This is a genomic window from Coprobacillus cateniformis (genome assembly GCF_009767585.1).
In the GTDB taxonomy this organism is placed as follows: Bacteria; Bacillota_I; Bacilli_A; order Erysipelotrichales; family Coprobacillaceae; genus Coprobacillus; species Coprobacillus cateniformis.
Genome location: NZ_WSNW01000001.1, coordinates 3,154,535 through 3,173,352, shown reverse-complemented (window position 1 = coordinate 3,173,352; position 18,818 = coordinate 3,154,535). Strand labels below are relative to the sequence as shown.

General features: G+C 32.6%; 14 protein-coding genes, 11 tRNA genes and 1 pseudogene. 2 read left to right on the top strand and 24 right to left on the bottom strand.

From position 1 onward, the window contains the following. Window positions 1–8: 8 nt before the first annotated feature. The 3 genes from GQF29_RS15680 to GQF29_RS15670 form a co-directional block, all read right to left on the bottom strand. On the bottom strand, window positions 9–1,016 hold the full coding sequence (locus tag GQF29_RS15680; RefSeq protein WP_008789888.1) for a DUF979 domain-containing protein: 1,008 nt from the start codon (window positions 1,014–1,016) through the stop codon (window positions 9–11). After that, window positions 1,016–1,693, bottom strand: coding sequence for a DUF969 domain-containing protein (locus GQF29_RS15675; protein WP_008789889.1), 678 nt, complete (start codon window positions 1,691–1,693; stop codon window positions 1,016–1,018). Before GQF29_RS15675 ends, GQF29_RS15680 begins: the two co-directional genes overlap by 1 nt. A gap of 130 nt (window positions 1,694–1,823) precedes the next feature. Continuing rightward, window positions 1,824–2,222, bottom strand: a complete 399-nt coding sequence (locus GQF29_RS15670; protein WP_008789890.1) for a PTS sugar transporter subunit IIB — start codon at window positions 2,220–2,222, stop codon at window positions 1,824–1,826. Between the two features lie 123 nt (window positions 2,223–2,345). On the opposite strand from GQF29_RS15670, the gene GQF29_RS15665 reads away from it, so the two are divergent. Continuing rightward, window positions 2,346–3,410 carry a branched-chain amino acid aminotransferase gene (locus tag GQF29_RS15665; RefSeq protein ID WP_008789891.1) on the top strand — a complete coding sequence of 355 codons (1,065 nt, stop codon included), beginning with the start codon at window positions 2,346–2,348 and terminating at the stop codon, window positions 3,408–3,410. A gap of 65 nt (window positions 3,411–3,475) precedes the next feature. On the opposite strand, the gene GQF29_RS15660 is transcribed toward GQF29_RS15665, so the two are convergent. From GQF29_RS15660 to GQF29_RS15625, 7 genes and pseudogenes are all read right to left on the bottom strand, one after another. Further along, window positions 3,476–3,955 (bottom strand): PTS sugar transporter subunit IIC, encoded by a 480-nt coding sequence (locus GQF29_RS15660; protein ID WP_147331703.1) that lies wholly within the window; start codon window positions 3,953–3,955, stop codon window positions 3,476–3,478. Continuing rightward, a pseudogene (locus tag GQF29_RS18750) lies at window positions 3,909–4,481 on the bottom strand (HAD hydrolase family protein). Before GQF29_RS18750 ends, GQF29_RS15660 begins: the two are co-directional and overlap by 47 nt. Before the next feature lie 23 nt (window positions 4,482–4,504). Continuing rightward, entirely contained in the window at window positions 4,505–5,839 is a 1,335-nt protein-coding gene (locus GQF29_RS15645; protein WP_008789895.1) for a citrate synthase, read from the bottom strand. Window positions 5,840–5,910: 71 nt separating this feature from the next. Continuing rightward, window positions 5,911–6,432, bottom strand: coding sequence for a hypothetical protein (locus GQF29_RS15640; protein ID WP_008789896.1), 522 nt, complete (start codon window positions 6,430–6,432; stop codon window positions 5,911–5,913). Between the two features lie 74 nt (window positions 6,433–6,506). After that, on the bottom strand, window positions 6,507–7,280 hold the full coding sequence (locus GQF29_RS15635; RefSeq protein ID WP_160340833.1) for an HAD-IIB family hydrolase: 774 nt from the start codon (window positions 7,278–7,280) through the stop codon (window positions 6,507–6,509). 60 nt (window positions 7,281–7,340) lie between these two features. Beyond that, window positions 7,341–8,354 carry an AI-2E family transporter gene (locus GQF29_RS15630; protein ID WP_054688707.1) on the bottom strand — a complete coding sequence of 338 codons (1,014 nt, stop codon included), beginning with the start codon at window positions 8,352–8,354 and terminating at the stop codon, window positions 7,341–7,343. Window positions 8,355–8,408: 54 nt separating this feature from the next. Next, entirely contained in the window at window positions 8,409–9,803 is a 1,395-nt protein-coding gene (locus GQF29_RS15625) for a polysaccharide deacetylase family protein (RefSeq protein ID WP_008789899.1), read from the bottom strand. 111 nt (window positions 9,804–9,914) lie between these two features. Here GQF29_RS15625 and GQF29_RS15620 point away from each other — a divergent pair, with 111 nt between their 5' ends. Then, entirely contained in the window at window positions 9,915–10,457 is a 543-nt protein-coding gene (locus GQF29_RS15620; RefSeq protein ID WP_008789900.1) for a hypothetical protein, read from the top strand. Here GQF29_RS15620 and GQF29_RS15615 read toward each other — a convergent pair. The 14 genes from GQF29_RS15615 to GQF29_RS15550 all read right to left on the bottom strand — a co-directional run bounded on the left by GQF29_RS15615 (window position 10,446) and on the right by GQF29_RS15550 (window position 18,779). Next, complete coding sequence (locus tag GQF29_RS15615; protein ID WP_008789901.1) at window positions 10,446–12,797, bottom strand: HAD-IC family P-type ATPase; 2,352 nt, start codon at window positions 12,795–12,797, stop codon at window positions 10,446–10,448. The two genes, GQF29_RS15620 and GQF29_RS15615, sit on opposite strands and share 12 nt — an antisense overlap. Before the next feature lie 567 nt (window positions 12,798–13,364). Next, a complete protein-coding gene (locus tag GQF29_RS15610) occupies window positions 13,365–15,734 on the bottom strand; it encodes an InlB B-repeat-containing protein (protein WP_008789902.1) in 2,370 nt (789 codons plus the stop codon). A 130-nt stretch (window positions 15,735–15,864) separates the two neighbouring features. After that, complete coding sequence (locus tag GQF29_RS15605; protein ID WP_017143773.1) at window positions 15,865–17,046, bottom strand: BTAD domain-containing putative transcriptional regulator; 1,182 nt, start codon at window positions 17,044–17,046, stop codon at window positions 15,865–15,867. Between the two features lie 621 nt (window positions 17,047–17,667). After that, a tRNA-Ile gene (locus GQF29_RS15600) sits at window positions 17,668–17,744 on the bottom strand. A 42-nt stretch (window positions 17,745–17,786) separates the two neighbouring features. Continuing rightward, window positions 17,787–17,863, bottom strand: a tRNA-Met gene (locus GQF29_RS15595). Between the two features lie 28 nt (window positions 17,864–17,891). Beyond that, window positions 17,892–17,967 (bottom strand) — tRNA-Phe (locus GQF29_RS15590). 4 nt (window positions 17,968–17,971) lie between these two features. Then, window positions 17,972–18,048: transfer RNA gene (locus tag GQF29_RS15585), tRNA-Asp, on the bottom strand. Between the two features lie 4 nt (window positions 18,049–18,052). Further along, window positions 18,053–18,129 (bottom strand) — tRNA-Met (locus tag GQF29_RS15580). 25 nt (window positions 18,130–18,154) lie between these two features. Then, a tRNA-Ser gene (locus GQF29_RS15575) sits at window positions 18,155–18,247 on the bottom strand. Window positions 18,248–18,260: 13 nt separating this feature from the next. Next, a tRNA-Ala gene (locus GQF29_RS15570) sits at window positions 18,261–18,336 on the bottom strand. A gap of 6 nt (window positions 18,337–18,342) precedes the next feature. After that, window positions 18,343–18,419, bottom strand: a tRNA-Pro gene (locus GQF29_RS15565). Between the two features lie 23 nt (window positions 18,420–18,442). Then, window positions 18,443–18,519: transfer RNA gene (locus GQF29_RS15560), tRNA-Arg, on the bottom strand. 90 nt (window positions 18,520–18,609) lie between these two features. After that, window positions 18,610–18,698: transfer RNA gene (locus tag GQF29_RS15555), tRNA-Leu, on the bottom strand. Between the two features lie 6 nt (window positions 18,699–18,704). Continuing rightward, window positions 18,705–18,779 (bottom strand) — tRNA-Cys (locus GQF29_RS15550). Window positions 18,780–18,818 lie beyond the last annotated feature (39 nt).

Genomic DNA, 18,818 nt, shown 5'->3' with positions numbered 1-18,818 from the left:
CTTTCCTCCTAGAATCCTAAGACTAACATTAAAACAACGTGAATAACAATCATAATTAAAGCCATTGGCAACTGTGCTTTAATAACAGCCCATTTCTGGTCTTTTGTTTCTAGTACAGCACAAGGAACAATGTTAAAGTTGGCAGCCATAGGTGTCATCAATGTTCCACAATAACCTGCTGTCATTCCTAAAGCACCAATAACCGCAGGATTCCCACCTTGAGCAATAACAAATGGGTATCCTATGCCAATCGTAATAACTGTAAATGCTGCAAATGCATTACCCATAATCATTGTAAAAATAACCATTCCTAAAACATAGACAATAACACCAACAACAATATTGCCAGCTGGAACAACACTTGAAATGATTTGTGAAATAACATCACCAACTCCTGCCTCTTTAAATACAGCACCTAAAGCTCCTAACAATTGTGGCAACAAACAAGATGCACCAACTTGCATTAATAAACGTGATGTATCAGAACGTGTTTCAGAAACTTTAGGTCTACAGATAGCCATCGCTAATATCAAAGCAACCAGACAAGCTGTTCCAGTCATTACAGCACCATCTAAGGCAACTGCATCTCCACCACCGCTTCCAAATGAAATAATTGGTGCCAATATATCTCTAAAAGCAAAGAAGAATGTATTGGCATTATATTTAATAAATGATAAAAGCAGTGCCATAATTCCAATTGATACAGCTGGAATAAAAATCTTATTCCCTACTTTTTCACTAGCAGCCTGACGAAATTCAGGTGTTGACTCAACAAAGCTAGACATTCTCACTTGCTTCGTTGCTGTCAAACATCCCATAACAACCAATAAAGCCCCAGTAACAACAGAGGGAATCAATTTTCCAAACATAAAGATAATTCCAAGTAAACACCAGAATAATGATGTCCCTATCTTAGATTCTTCATTTTTAGTAGCTCTTAATGCAGTATCAAAACTCACCAAGCCACATAATACATAGAAAAATTCTGGAAGAAACGTTCCTAAAAATTCAGTCATTATCGATTTCCTCCTTTCTTGAGTTTCCTATCATACCATAGCACTTGTATTACTGTTAAAAAAACAGAAATAAAAGCAATGTAGAATGCTGATGATGAAATCATTGACAACGTAACATCTTGATATCCTAACCCAACCAACGTTCCTTGAATCAAAACAACTCCACTAGAAGCAGGAAAACAGTTTTGAGCAAAGAAATTTCCATAGTTTTCAACAGCAGCAGATAACCCTTTAATCTCTTCATCTTCAGCCTCAGTTAACTTCTCACCTTTTGATTTTTCAGCAGCAGCTTCACTCATAGGTAAAATTAAAGGTCTTACAAATTGAACATGCCCTCCGATTCTTACATTTAATCCTGAAGCAATTGAACGAATGACACTATAAATAGATAAAACTTTCCCAGCTGATGCATTTCTAATTTTCCCAATCAAATAAGCTGCTCTTTCCTTTAAGCCATATCTTTCGATGATAGCTATAACTGGAAAAATAATCAAGAAAATAGACATCAATCTATTATTGACAAAAGATTCACCAAGAATCCTTAAAATTTCTAAAAAATCCATTCCAGCAACTAGGCCTGTAACAATACCAGACACAATAACAACAGCCAATACATCTAGTTTTAATGCAAACCCAATAACAATAATAACAATACCAATTAATGTAATATATTGCATAGTTTCTTCTCCTTTCAAAATTTCTCGACGGTTTGTATTATATAGGAATTTACCCATTCTTTCAACAAAATATCAATAATTTCACATTCTGCAAAAAAAACATATCAAAATAAGATAAACATTGTTTATCTTATTGATGACGATATGCACATTGTCTTGTGATTCTTAAAACATTATCCTCATGGGGAAAATGAACAGGATTTTGATGTGTTTCTTGAAACATTTGAATCAAATCACAAGCATCCTGATAAATTTCTTTAATTTCCATGTTCCCATACATCCTTGGAGGTAAAACATAAATTGGAATGGGAATATCTTCTTTTTCAACCAATTGTTTCACATAAATATTGAGATGTGGACAACACACAACAATATCAAACTCTAAAAATCTATTTTTAGCAATAGAGAAAGGTGAAAATTCAATCATAACATCATCTTCCATTCCTAAATTTTGAATTTCCTTTTTCATTCTTTCAGCAACAAAACTAGAAGAAAAGCCACCACCACAACACAATAAAATCTTAATCATAAATAGCCTCCATTTTTATCTTATTCCTTAATATTATATCATTCTTTTTGATAATGTAAAAATATATTGCCACTTATATAAAAAAAGAGTATAATTTCATTAATTATCAAAGGGGGATTTATTATGGAAATCAAAATTGAAAAAGCGGCATCTCTCAAAGAGAAACCAGACCAAAACAATTTAGGATTTGGCAAATATTTTACTGATCACATGTTCATCTTGGATTGGAATAAAGAAAAAGGCTGGCATGATGCAAGAATTGTACCTTATGGTCCAATTGCTATGGATCCAGCGACTATGGTTCTACACTATGCCCAAGAAACTTTTGAAGGTTTGAAAGCATATCGTAATCCTGATGGGGATATTCTTCTCTTTAGACCAGAAATGAATGCACGAAGAATGATTAACTCTAACAAACGTATTTGTATGGCTGAATTACCCGAAGATATGTTTGTCGAAGCTGTTGAAGCGATTGTGAAGTATGAACAAGAGTGGATTCCTACAGCACCTGGAACTTCACTTTATATTCGCCCATTCACTTTTGCGACAGAACCTGGTGTTGGTGTTCATCCTGCTAATAGTTATAAATTTATAATTATTTTATCACCAGTTGGTAATTATTATCCAGAAGGAGTTAATCCTGTAAAGATTTGGGTTGAAGATGAATATGTTAGAGCTGTTAAGGGTGGAACAGGATTCACAAAATGTGGTGGTAATTATGCTGCCAGTATTGCAGCCCAGGTCAAAGCTGAACAAAATGGTTATACACAAGTCCTCTGGTTAGATGGCGTTCATAGAAAATATGTTGATGAAGTTGGTACAATGAATGTTATGTTCTTAATTAATGACACAATTGTTACTGCTGCTTTAGAAGGAACTGTCCTTCCTGGTGTAACACGAGATTCTATTCTGCATATTCTAAGAGATTGGGGCTACAAAGTTGAAGAACGTAATTTAAGTATTGATGAATTAATGGAAGCTGGAAAAACTGGGGCTTTAAAAGAAGCTTGGGGAACAGGTACTGCAGCGGTGATTTCACCAATCGGTGAGTTATGTTATAAAGGTGATAAAGTCACTATCAATAACTTTAAAACTGGGGAGTTGACACAAAAGTTATTTGATACTTTAACTGGTATTCAATGGGGTCGTTTGGAAGATAAATATAATTGGACAAAAATATTAAAATAGCAAAAAGGTTTCTCTTTATACTAGGAGAAACCTTTTTATCTCTACTTTTTTCACTTTGGGATTTATTATTTCATTGATAACTCATGATTTTTTTCTTTTTCTAATTCATTTTTTTCAAAGGCTTTAAAAAATGGATAAAAGATAATCAAACCAATAATAACATTCAAGAATACAACTACAATCGTCATCATATCACCAGAAGCTAATGGTCCTAAAATAAATGGAGGTGTAGCCCATGGTAATGTTGCATAGAATTTTGAAAAGACGCCTAACATACATAATCCATATGTCACAAAACTTCCGATGCATGTCGAAATGATAAATGGAATGATCAAAAATGGATTTAATGCTAGCGGTAATCCAAACATAACTGGTTCGATAATTGAGAAAATAGCCGCCGGAATTGAAAGAATTGCCAATTTCTTTAGAAACTTAACTTTTGAAAATAACATTAATATCAACAATGGCCAAACTGTGCTTGTCCAGATATGCAAATAATTAAAACCTGCAGTCCAAATATGTTCTAACGATCCGTTTGAAGCCATCACCTTTATCAATTCCTAAAATTGTTGCATCAGCACTTAAATGAGGATAATGTTCATTCAAAACCACAGTTTCCTTAAGTTCATTTTGAACAGCCTTAAATTGATCATAGTGTGAAAAATAAAGATCAAACATATAACCACTTACATCCTCATCATTAAAGTCAATCTGATAATAACCTTTTTTATAGGTTGTCATAATCTCTTCTAAAACTTGAATATCTTGATTCTCTAAATAACCGCTATCATGATCTATAAAAGCGAAACCACAGTGATGTTTTCTTATAACTTTCATAAAATATATAATCTGTTCATGATTCAGCGGTTCATCTCATAAAACCTTATTTCTATAAATAACATAGCGTCCATTACTTGCAATGAAGCCATCAACATATTGTTGAAAAAATTGTGAAGCATATTCATATGGACGACCTGTACAAATGAAGAGCAGATGCCCTTCTTTTTTTAATTCATAGAAAGCTTTTTGAATCGATAAAGGAACATCAGTTCCTATTGCTAATGTTCCCATCAATATCATAGAAAAACGCTTTTCTATCGGTCTTCAATGTTTTCATATTCATCAATTCCACCTACATATTTTGTTGCCGGTCTAATAATACGATTAGAATATAATTTGTTTTCAATATTATGAGCAATCCATCCTACTGTTCTTGCTGCAACAAAGAGCAATGTATATAAATCACTTGGAATATCTAACATGTCATAAACAAGTCCACTGTAAAAATCAACATTTGTACAGACACGAATACCCTTTCTTGTATATATTTCATCAATCGCAACCATTGCAAAGCGTGTATAAAACTCAAATTCTTCAAGACGATTTTTTTCCATTGCCAGTTCTTTACATTTCGCAGCCAATATCTCACTACGAGGATCACTTAAAGTATAGACAGCATGTCCAATTCCATAAATCAATCCACTCTTATCATTAAAATCTTTATCCAAAATGCGTTGTATAATAGTTCTGATTTGCTCATCAGATGCCTGCGTAGAAATCTCATTAATTGCTAATTCCATTTGCTTTTTAACAGCCAAATTTGCTCCACCATGACGTGGACCCTTTAGCGAACCAATCGCCCCTGCAACTGCAGAATAAATATCTGTACCTGTTGAGGAAATCACAACATTTGTAAATGTCGAGTTGTTCCCACCACCATGATCAGCATGTAAAACTAAAGAAATATCCAATATTTCTGCTTCTTTCTCACTAAAATTACCATCATCCCTCAGTAAAGACAGGATAGTTTCAGCTATACTATAATCCTGATTAACATGATGAATAAATAAGCTCTGTTCATCAAAATAATGAACTTTTGTCTGATAAGTATAGCAAACTATTGATGGAATTTTTGCTAATAAATTAATTCCTTTTTCTAATGTTTCCCTTGTTTCAGTATTATCAGGATTATCATCATAAGAATACAACATTAAAACTTCTTGTTGAAGTTTATTCATTAAATTTTTAGCTGGAAATCCTAAAATATTCCCCTCAAGATAATGTGGAGGCAATTCATAATTATCACTTAAAATTTGTTTGAACTCTTTAAATTCCTGCTCATTAGGCAAATAACCAAACAAAATCAAAAAGCAAACCTCTTCAAAAAGATATCTTTTTTCTTGACGCTGTGCTTCAATAATATCTTTGACATTTATACCTCGATAATACAGGCTACCATAATCATCAAACTTTTCTCCATCAACTTTTTTATATCCTACAACATCTGAGATTTTCGTTAATCCGACCAATACACCTGTTCCATCTTCATTACGCAATCCCTTTTTAACAGAATATTTTTTGTATAATTCATTATCAATTTGATTTTCTTCTAAAGATTTTTCAAAAAAACTTTGAATTCTATTTTCCATATCAATCACCCCTTTTATGATATAGAAATAATTATATCACACTTTTGTATAATTGTATACAATAAATTATTTTATACCATTTGAGGAACTTGATAATTAATCTTTAAGACATCAAACCATTTTTGTTTTTTTGACATATCTTGATTAACACCATGTGCTTTATACACAGTTGTCCCTTCTTTAACAACAAACCATACTTGATTATCAGAAGTCTTATAGCAAGTCACTGTCGATACATCAGAAATATTCGTTTCATTCTTATCCACGACTTCTTGTGACTTCATACTTTCTTTTAAAGTCTGATATTTGTGATAAGCTGTATCTTCAGATTTCATATAAAATGTTTCAAAACTTAATGAGTATACATCTTGATAATCTGGCGTTAACGTTCTTGTATGACGTACACATCCCTCATCATTTCCTGCATCTCCATATTCATCAACCTTCATACAATTTGGGTATTCACCTAGACCTAAGTAATCTTCATATCGATCACCTGATAAAAGAATTACAAAGGTTGAGATTATCACCATTGCGCCTAAAATCAATCCTATTATTTTTAGATTATGTTGTCCATAACGTCCACTGTTCATAGCAATGCCTCCTTACATATTTAAGGTTATACCAATTTTTTTCAAAAGTCAACATCATATGTAAGGGCTTTCTTTTATATCCATCCATAATGGCGACAAGCATATTCAATTCCATCATCATAGCTTGCCTTTGTAACAAAGTCTGCTTTTTTCTTCAATGCATCACATGCATTTCCCATTGCAATTGATGTCCATTCAGGTCGAAACATCACAAGATCATTATAATCATCACCAAAAACAACAACATCTTCAACCTTTCCATGAATTGTCTTGATCATATTTAAAATTCCTCGATCTTTTTCATCATGCTGAAATGTTAAATAGTCATCAACAAAACGAATATACCCAATTGAGTCTTTTAATTTAAGGTTCTTCTCATCATCTTGTGAAATTGCGATATATATTTTATAAATCTCTGGTATATCACAATAACGAAGTGATTGTTTTAAAAAATAGCGTGTTGGTTCCTGACGATATCCCACCTGATTGATAAAGTTATCATTAATCATAGTCACATCAATGCTATCATCAGTTGCAATTAACACGCCATAGCCTTTTCGTTCAGCTTCTTCACATAAAGCAACAGCTGTCTTATGGTCTAATGGTCTGTTAGCTATAACATGGTCATCGATTGTCAAAGCTGCCCCTCCATTACTAACAATGTGATGTATACCAGATATTTTTGCAAAATCTTTAGTTTTATAGTATGCACGTCCAGTCGCAATACACACAAAATGACCATTTTCTTGTAATTGACGAATTGTTTTTTGAGCACTCGGTACCAATTCACCTGTCAATTTATTAGTTAATGTTCCATCTATATCAAAGAAAAAATATTTTTTATTCATCTTTCTAACCTCATTTCTATGTTTTATTATAGCAAATTTGATTTTACGAAGAAAGAAATATTATTTATTCTCATTTTGAATGTCCAAAAAACCATAAATTAAACTCATATGAATTGGTGATAAAATAACTCCAATCATACCAAAGAAATACAAATGAACCATCATAGATAACAATAATAAGAATGAGGGTATCTTCATTTGTTTATTCATAATATGAGGTTCTAAAAGACTTCTTACAACATTAATAATTAAATAAATCAAAAAAATATAAAAAGCTTTCAGATATGCTCCTTGTAGCAAATAGACAATGCATAGAGGAATTAAAACAATACCAACACCAATAAATGGTAGACTATCTAAGAGTGCTGTTACAAAAGCATATAGTAATGGATGACTCATTCTCATGACAGCAAAACCTATAAGTAAAATAAAAAAACAAATAGACATCAATATCAATTGACACTTAACATAAACCCACAAACTCTTTAAACATTTATTTTTAATTCTGACAAAAGAATTCATGACATGCTGACTACATATCGATAACAAATTTCCTTTCATTTCTTCATAATCAAGCATAAAGAAAAAAGTTGAAATCACAAATAAGAAAAACGAAAATAAGTAAATTGGTATTTGAGTAATCACCGTTGAAAAAGAACCTGCTACATTCAATAGAGACTGACCCAAAAAGTTTTGTAATGCTAATAAATAGTCTTCATTCATCAAAATAGGGAAATGTTGTTGCACCCAAATTGTTAATTGCTCTAAAAATGGCAATAACATATCTTCATAGTACATAGGTATTTTTTCAAAAAAATGAATCGTGAAAAAGACACCATAAGTAAATAGACACCCTAATAATATTGCTAAAATCAAATAAATAACTAATAAAAGCGAAACACCTATTGCACTTCTTTGTATATGAAAACATTTTTCCAAACGATCAATTAAAGGTTTCATTACAAAATAACAGACAACTGCAAATGCAAAAGGAAAAATGACATGAAACATATATTTCAAAACAAAACAATATATAACAACACAAATAAGCCCAATCACTTTTGTCCTTTTCATAACATCACCACTAATATATATGCTCAAAAAGCAAAAAAAAGCCCTGAGGCTTTTTTAATTGTTTACTCTTTGATGTGGTACAAATGTTGAATCATCAATTGCTTTAAAAGTATATCCACGTTTTTGATAATATTCAATGACATCTGGTAGGATATCAACTGTATTCTGTTTTCCATTTGCATCATGCATTAAAATCATTATTTTCTTTTCTGAAGATGATGTAGCACGTCGCAACATTTCTTTTTTGCTCATCTTAGAGTAACCATCACCATTTTCAGCATTCCAATCATAATAAATATAACCTTTTTCTTCTACCATTTTTACTAACTTAGACATAATTCCAGGAGTGTATTTTTTAGAAATTGTATTCGATCCTCCACCTGGAAAGCGAATATATTTAGGGACAAAACCAATATATTCTTTAGCTAGAGCCCCAACTTTTTCTAAATCATCAAAATAAGCATTAATAGAAGCATAAACTTTAGAATAAGAATGCGTATAGGTATGCAAACCAATTGTATGTCCTTTATCATGTGCAATTTGTATGTATTTACGATAACTTGCATTCATACCTGTGATAAAGAAAGTCGCTTTGGCATTATAACGATCCAAAATTTCTAAAACTTCAGGAGTATGACGCGATGGTCCATCATCAAAAGTCAAATAAACAACTTTTTCATTTTCATCAGTCTTGTCAATAACCTGAATTGTTATTGTTTTTTCCGATTGATTTCCTGCTGCATCTTTAGCAATATATTTAATTTCATAGTTTCCCTTTTTATTGACATCAAAATCATTTGCTACTACATCAATAGATGGTTCTTTATCAAAATTATCTTTTGCACTTACCAAAGATTTTAAATCAGTTTTTGTTCCAACAATAATACTTACATTTCCAGCAATGATTTCAGGAGCCTCTTTATCCTCAACCACTTTAACCTTTGCTGTCTTTACTGTTTTATTTTGAGCTTCATCAGTTACCACAACTTCAACTTGCTGCTCACCTGCTTTATTAAAAGTATATTTTTCCTGAAACGTTACAGTTGTTTTTGTTACATCTTTGATATTCTTAACAAGATATTTTGGATCAATGGTTTGGTTCAAAGCAACAGTCTGATCCTGTACTTCAAATTCTGGTGGAGTTGTATCAACAACCTGGACCTTTAAAATTCTTTTTTCATCTTTGTATTTATAAACGACTTCATATTCTCCTAATTTTTCAACATTTACTTGAGAACTATCTATCTCTACATCAGTTGGATTGCCACCATCAACAGCTTTGATAAAATTTGTATAATCAACAACTGAATTAATCTCAATCTCATGACTTGACTGAAAATGAATACTTGAAGCCGTAAAGTATAAGTAAGCTACAAATATTGCCACTAAAGCTACAGCAACACAAACAGAATCAATTATTAATTTTTTTAATTTCAATTTTGGCTTCATGTTCATCCCTTTCTTGCCTAATTTTCTAAACATTAAGCATTTCTATATATATTTATCCTTTTCACTTTATTTTGTAGTTAAGTATATGTTACAACAAAAATGGTGAGACACATGCATATCTACAATTATAAACAAAATTCGCAATCTCCACATCATATTTTGGACCCAGATTATACATATCATACATCTTATGAAGCAGAGATTCTTTATCATTTTTTTAAAAATTTAATCATTCCTCAAAATATTAATACAATGGCAAGTATTTATATTGAATATCAGGTTTTGCCTTTCCTTTTTGAAAAATATCCATTTATTTATCAAAAAATTTCGCCATATATTCTCAAAGAAATTATGCAATATTTAGACTTCGGAAATGCAAACCTTTATACGAATCAAACAAACATGTTTTTCATTATTATGTTTGATGTCACTTCAGAGCAAATCAATACTGCATTTTTAAATCTAAAAAAACATTTGATTCAAAAAAACTTTTTATATAAAAACCATAATTGCCAATTTGATATTAAATGTGGTGTTTATTTTTCGCACACATATATTCATCCATTTGAATTCTACAAATGTGCTCAAGAACAATTTAACAACACACTAAAGCATGAGGAAATTATGATTTCAATCAAAGAACTATCTCTTTAATAAAATCCTTTTTTCATGCTGCTTGTATAAATAACGAATGAATTCCTTAAACGCTCCCATAACAAATATCGAACTTGCACAAAGAGGAATCGTCCATACAACTTGCCAGCTAATTATTGGATAAATTCCAAAGAAATTTGGCATTACAAGAAGTATCATATAGAACAAACATGTAATTATACTTGCTACAATTGCACGTAAGCGATTTAATGGCATACAGACTATAAATACAACTAAGAAACTAATAAATCCCGCAACGAGAAAGTAATATGTTGAATACATCTTAGCATCAAAATGCAACCATTGCCCAAGAATTCCAATACCTAACATATAAACAATCATTGTCATTGCACAAGGAACAGCTGTAGAAATAACATGTTTTAAAAAACCTTGAGATGATAGTTGTGAAGATCGCTCTAATGTCAGTAAGAAACTAGGGATACCAATAGCTAGCCCACTAATCAAACTCAGCTGTAAAGGAGTAAATGGATAGCTCATTTTCAATGCTGCAAAAATCAAACAAAGTACTGTTGAATAAATCGTCTTTGTGAGATATAAAGAACTGACACGTTCAATATCTGCAATAATTGCACGCCCTTCATTGACAATTGCCTTCATTGATGCAAAGTTAGAATCGAGCAAAACAATATGTGCTGCCTGTTTAGCAGCATCACTTCCAGCTGCCATAGCAATTCCACAATCAGCATCCTTTAGCGCTAATACATCATTAACACCATCACCAACCATGCCAACAACCAACCCTTGCAGCTGGCAGGCCTTGATAATCTGCTGCTTCTGTTCTGGTTTTACACGTCCGAAAACACGATAATGTTTCACAATATTCTGAAGTTCAATTTCATCCTCAGGCAAAGTCGTAGCATCAATATAAAGATCGCCATTTTTTAAACCTGCAAGCTGAGCAACACGTGAAACAGTCATAGGATTATCACCAGAAAGTATGCGAATTTCAACCCCTGCCTTTTCAAAGAAAGATAGTGTATCTTTCGCTTCTTTTCTAATACAATCATGAATAATAATCAGTGCCATTGGAAAGACATGACCAATTTGACTATTGTCCTCATCAACTTTATCTGTTCTCCCAAGTAACAAAACACGTAAACCTTGCTGCGAAAATGCATTGACTTGCCTCAATATTGGGTCATCCTCTCCCAACAAAAACTCAGGCGCACCTAAAACATATTGCCCTTGTTCTTGAAATGCAATTGCACGCATTTTTCGCTGAGAAGAAAACGGAATCATAGCAGTCACTTGATAGCCATCAGGTTTCTGAAAATAATCTCGAAGAGCTTTTTGAGTAGAATTAATATCATCAAAATAATATGCCATTGCACCCATTATTGTTTCAATATTTTGATTTGAATTATCTCCTAAAACAACAACATCTTCAACCTCTAATTCACCAGTTGTAATTGTTCCCGTTTTATCTAAACAAAGAATATTAACACGAGCCAATGCCTCAATTGCTTCCATTTCCTGAATCAAAGCTTTTTTTCTTGCGAGTTTTCCAACACCTAAGATAAAAGATAAACTTGTCAAAAGAACGAGCCCTTCTGGAATCATTCCTATGACACCACCTACAGTCTTCACAATTGCTGTAGCTTGGTCATTAGGAAAAGCAGCCATTTGAGATATAAATAAGATGATACCAACTGGAACAATAACAAAACTCAAAACCTTAATAATTTTTTCAATTGCATCTTTCATTTCAGAGGATGCTTTATTTTTATGTTTAGCCTTATGAACAAGCTGTGTAGAATAGTTATCATTTCCTACTCTAATAACCCGAGCATAGCCACTTCCAGCAACTACAAAACTTCCAGACATTAATTCATTACCATGTTTTTTCTTTACAGGTTTCGATTCTCCAGTTAACATAGATTCATTAACTTCCATACCACGTGATTCAATCACAACGCAATCAGAACCAATTTGATTTCCATTCTCTAAATAAATAACATCATCAAGTACCAATTCATTAATTGGAATAATTTTTTCTTGATGATTTCTCACAACTTTCACTTTCTTAACAGTTACAACGGTTAATTGATCAATAATTTTTTTCACTTTTAATTCTTGATAAATACCTACCAAAGCATTAATTGTAACAACACCCATAAAAGTTAAATTTGTCCAACGTCCAGTAGAAATAATAATTCCTGCCAAGAAGATATTTAAAAGATTAAAGTAAGTCAAAGTATGTTCGAGAATAATTTGTTTCTTTGTTTTAGAAATGTTATCTTGAGAAATATTAATCTGTCCCTTTTCAATACGCTCTTGAACCTCTTGTGTTGATAAACCCTGTTCTTCAATTATATCCATCTTCTCACCTACTTTAACAATATAACATATCGATATGAATAATTTGTGTATATAACAAAGATATGATTAATCATATCATACCATAATTTATAGCCTTTTGACATCATGAAAAATCATCTGTTCTTATAAAACTTATCAAAAATCAATATATAAAATAATATAATCCATTTCCTCATTCATAATTCTCTATTCAAAACATCAACACAATACTTTTACAATGATTATTTCTATTAAATTCAAATAAAATAATTAGAAAAGAGAATCATTTTCAATGATCCCACTGTTTCACAATTCAGTTCAAATTGATTTGTTATCCTTTGAATTCTTTTATCGTCTTAACCAATTTACCTTTCAGATAACTCCCACTCACTATAATTGACTCATCAATAATAAATCATAGATGAGGATACTGTTGATTTTGTGAATAAAAGAAAGGACAAAGCAAAGTCATATTTAAAATATATCTATTTGATCCTTGAAAATATCTACACTAACTGGCACTGCTATACTCTTGCTATATAAAAAAACTGTTCATTCTTTTTGAACAGTTTTTAGGACCGCTATTTTTTAACTCTCATTGATAACTGTTTGTTTTAATTGACCATTATCTTTATATTTTCTACCAATGATAGTCATAACAATCTGGATAAGACTTAATCCCAACATAATAATTGTATATTGATCAGTTAATTTCATTGGCAAGAAGATATTTTCTGTTACAACAAAGATAACAATAGATACTACTGCAATAATTATAGCTACTACTTTTGTCCATCTTCTTCTTGTTCTCATATCTTCATCTTCTTTGTTTCTTTTTGATAACAACAAAGCAATTGCTAGAATAAGACTTAACATGACTGCTATTAAATTAAGAACTGCCCATTGCTTTTCAACTGCTCCATGAGACTTTGGTGTCTGCTGATCTGTGATTTGAGCAATTTCTTCTTGTTCTGTATCATTTTGGTTATTACTTACCTCTCCACCTATTAATGATGTTTGCTGATTTGTATCTCCTGTAACAATCATTCTATCTGGTGGAGTTGGGAGCGTTGGTGCAGGAACAGTTATCTCTGGCAACTCAGTTGGTGGCTGTGTTGGTGGTATGACATCACTAGGATCATCTGCTGGTGGGATAACTGTTTGTCCAATTTGACGATATTGTGCAGTTACTATCTCATCGTTTTGAATGTTCTGATACGTTCCCTTCCAGCCTGTAAATTCATATCCTTCTATAGTTGGTACATCTGGCAAAGTTGCATCTTGACCATATTCTACCACTTGTCTGCTGATAGTATTGCCTTTTTGATCCTGAAATTCCACTGTATATGTATTGATTTTATATTGAGCTGTAATATCTAGAGAAGCTGTAATATTTGTCATATCCTTATCCCAGCCAGTAAAGTGCATTCCTGTTACTTGAGGAGCCTCTGGGGCTCTTGCAAAATCTCCATATTTTACTGTTTCACTCTTAATAACCTGACCATCTTTATCTAAGAACCTTACCTGATATTGTTCTCTTACATATTCAACTTTCATAACATTCTCATCCTTACCAATTGTGAGAGCTGGAGCAGAAAGTAATTTAAATCCTTCCTTATTCTTATCCACAAATTCCGTAATGATGTCATTGAGGTAGCCGCTGCCATTCTCATTTTTATCTATATCAAGTACTCCGTCATAATAATATTGAATAACATATGGATACTCTATTCTATCATAGTAGAAAGATATGACTTGCTGGTCTTGAACAATTTCTATATTCTTATCAGATTTCTCATTATTATATTTATAACCATCATATACGTTTTTCTGTTGGTCAGTAGCATTTATGACCGTTCCTTTAAAAGCAGATTTATTCTCACTTTGAATCAATTTATATCCCTTTATATCTTCCTGATAATATTTAATAGTGTATTGATATGATGGTACAGATTCAAAAATAGCATAATAGACAGAATCATAAATGACACTATCATTGACATTGAAGTCTCTTCCATTTCCATCCATACGTGTATTCCATTTAATAAATCTGTATCCTTCACGAATTGGAGTCTCTGGCATTGTTGCCTTTCCCTCATATTTAATATTTTGAACTGATAGAGTTTCATTACCATTCATAAATGTAACTGTCTTTATATCTCTATCATAATATAAGTTCAGTTCATCATCTTGACCAGCAACAATAGATTTGTCAGACTTCTCAGCATTAAAGATAAAGCCAGTTAATCCAGTTTTTATCATTGACTCAGCTAATATCAGTTGATTATTAGATGCCTGATTCTTTTTTGATTCATAGTTTTTATACTCACCATTCAACTGTTCTGTATAATGATTAACTGTGTACACTTTCTTTTCACTGTTCTTTACATACTTTGCATAGACATTCAAGTCTTCCTTAATAATGGAATCCTTTTCAAATCTATATCCCTGTTCATCATACCACCCCATAAAAGTATATCCTTCTTTTTGAGCAGGATCTTTAGCCTCATATCCAAGGTTATATGGAAAACGAACTGGCTTTGAATCTACTTGTTCATATGTATGATCTTGCGAACTTCTCCAGTCCATAAAATTGACAGTATTATCCATATAAGCACCAAAAATGATATCACAAGAATTTTTCCCCTTATAATCAACTTTTTTCATACCTACTGAAAGATAGAGCTGGATTCCATCGCTAGTTGTAAAATGAGTTGTTCCCCAAACATAAGAATCCTGAGCAAGATTGACATAGGTTTCTTCTTTGACAAGAATACGCTGCTCCAAATCTATTCTCTCACCATCCCAGTTAATATAGTTTTCTTGGTCATCTGTCAAGTAATAATTCACATGGACAGTCTTATCATTTGTTATGGCATTTGCTGGAATAATAGAAGCAGTACATATCATTGAAGCAATGGCTATTATAACTATAACAATTTCCTTTAATTTCCTCATCGTGTCACTATCCTCCAATCTTTATTGTCAGTTAGATTATAGTCACTCATGGTTATATTTTGGTTATATTTGTCATTTTTTGTAATCTTTATGATAAAAGTTCTACTTATTAACCAAGTAGAACTCTTTATCATGAAACCATTGCTTCTTCAATGCTATAATGTAAACGATATTTATTTTGATCACACTTTTTATAAAATTGTGAAGTAATTCTTTGGGCTATCAAATACACATTATCCACTTCTTTACAATTGACAAGTATGACCATTTGTGAATTATTCACTTTTGAAACGATATCACTACTTCTTAAAGAGGTCATGATAATAGTTTTTAATTTATTTAATACATAAATTTGTTTGTCACTTGACTCCTTGGTTTCAATTTTAAATAAAGCAATAAAGTACCTCTTTCTTTCTCTAGCTGCCCCTCGTAACGAAATTTCATATATATTCTTGAAAAGATCATATGAACAATAAAAGGCCTCATCGCGATTATGAGCTTTGTTATCAAGGTTCTCATGGAACTCTGATATACCTACAACATCACTATTTAGTTCATCATTTTGGTTAATACCATATAAATCATTAAAACGTGAAGAAAGACCAAAACCCAAGGCTTTATAAAAATTCTCATCAACCTTATTGTAATATTGCCGAACCTCATGATAATCTTTTGTACCTATAAGTCCATACATATAAAAATAATGTAGTTCCTCTACAAACGGTTCTAAAAGAATAGCACTATATGCAATTCTTTTTATATCCTGATACTTATGCTGCTGTAATAAACATTCACATCCCTTTGAAATCATTTCTATAAAAGCATTTCGATAATACTCCTGTTGTTGTATAATCCATAACAATTGGGAGGAAGTCGTATAAAGATGTCCTTGATAAATACTTAAAACTTGCTGCACATACTCTAATTCATTCTCTTTATAAGTTTGTCCCTCTATTTGAGAATAAAGATTATCAAAATGCATAAAATCACAATCATATGTATAATCCGGATTCATACGATATCCGTTTTTCGTCGTTATAATTAATTCCAGTTTATGCAATCCAGGAATTTTCTTCAATTCGTTTCGCAAACGAAAAACTGTAAATTTCATAGCACTATTAGGATTTTCACTTTCTGACCATAGTATATCCATTAGGAATTCTTTACTGACCTCTACTTGGTTTTGCAACAAAAGAATTTCCAGCAGGTTCACTAATTGTTTCCCAAAATACTGATTAACTACTATTTTTTCATTATAGCATTCAATGACAAAGCAACCAAACATCCTTATTTTTAATATAATATTATCCACTTTCTCACTCTTCTCTATAGAACACACGTTACCATGATAATACTTTTAACCAAGTGAATTACCTTAAAGATCCCTAGTCAATAAAAAAACATCTTATTATTTAGTATAATAAGTATTTTATAAGAAAGTCATTTATGTATTTCACTCTCTTTTAAATGCTTATCTGCTATACAATTCTTTATTATGTAAATTGTCAATTCTATCTTGTTGATCTCTTTTGTTTATCCATAACAAATTAATTCAAGATAAGCCAAACAAGATGTTAAAACTTTTGATGATATTAAAAATCATAAAGATAAAATCAATCACTTGTCACAGAGTAAACATAAATGATAATAACTCGTTTCTATGCATTAATTATATCACACTCACTTATACAGTACAATGAATATACAATTGCATTGAACATGACTTTTTGGTTTCTAATTACAGACATTTAATAATCAAAACAGATATACTTTCAATTAATATAATAATAATTCAAAGTATATCATTAATGAAGTTAAATATCTATGCACCATTAGAAACAATAATTTTTCTTTATACTTAAATACATTATCATTTCAAAACAAAAAAAGTATAATCAAGATTTTCCTATCGACTATACTTTCATATTTCTTATGGTGGACCCTGCAGGACTCGAACCTGCGACCAACCGGTTATGAGCCGGTAGCTCTAACCAACTGAGCTAAGGGTCCAAATAAAATAAAAAGTGGCATATTCACCACTTGTTAGCTTAATGGTAGCGGGGAAGGGATTCGAACCCCCGACCCACCGGGTATGAACCGATTGCTCTAGCCAACTGAGCTACCCCGCCATGTAGTGAATCGTTTGTAAAAAATAAATGGTGGTTCCGGCCGGAATCGAACCAGCGACACGAGGATTTTCAGTCCTCTGCTCTACCGACTGAGCTACGGAACCATAATGGCGGTCTGGACGGGACTCGAACCCGCGACCTCCGCCGTGACAGGGCGGCATTCTAACCAACTGAACTACCAGACCAAAATGGTTGCGGGAGAAGGATTTGAACCAACGACCTTCGGGTTATGAGCCCGACGAGCTACCAGACTGCTCCATCCCGCGATGTTATAAAACTTATTTTTTAAAATGGCGGAGGTTGAGGGATTCGAACCCCCGCGGGACTTTCATCCCCTGTCGGTTTTCAAGACCGATCCCTTCAGCCGGACTTGGGTAAACCTCCGCAATAATATTAATGGTGGAGCTTAGCGGGATCGAACCGCTGACCTCCTGCGTGCAAGGCAGGCGCTCTCCCAGCTGAGCTAAAGCCCCATTAAATGGTCGGGAAGACAGGATTTGAACCTGCGACCCCCTGGTCCCAAACCAGGTGCACTACCAAGCTGTGCTACTTCCCGAATCTTCAATTTTAATTCTCAAATGGCGCGCTAGGCAGGAATCGAACCCACAACCTCTTGATCCGTAGTCAAGCACTCTATCCAGTTGAGCTACTAGCGCATCTCTTTAACAGCGCCATTCAATAATAACATCTTTGCTGTTAATTTGCAACACTTTTTTTCATTTTTTTCAACATTTCTTTTTTAGAAATGGTGCCCAGGGCCGGAGTCGAACCGGCACGGATTTTAAGGTCCGCAGGATTTTAAGTCCTGTGCGTCTACCAATTTCGCCACCTGGGCAGATGATGGAGGTTCCAGCCGGACTCGAACCGACGATGACAGAGTTGCAGTCTGTAGCCTTACCAACTTGGCTATGGAACCATTTTCCTGTTGCTCAAATAGTATATAATATTTTGTATC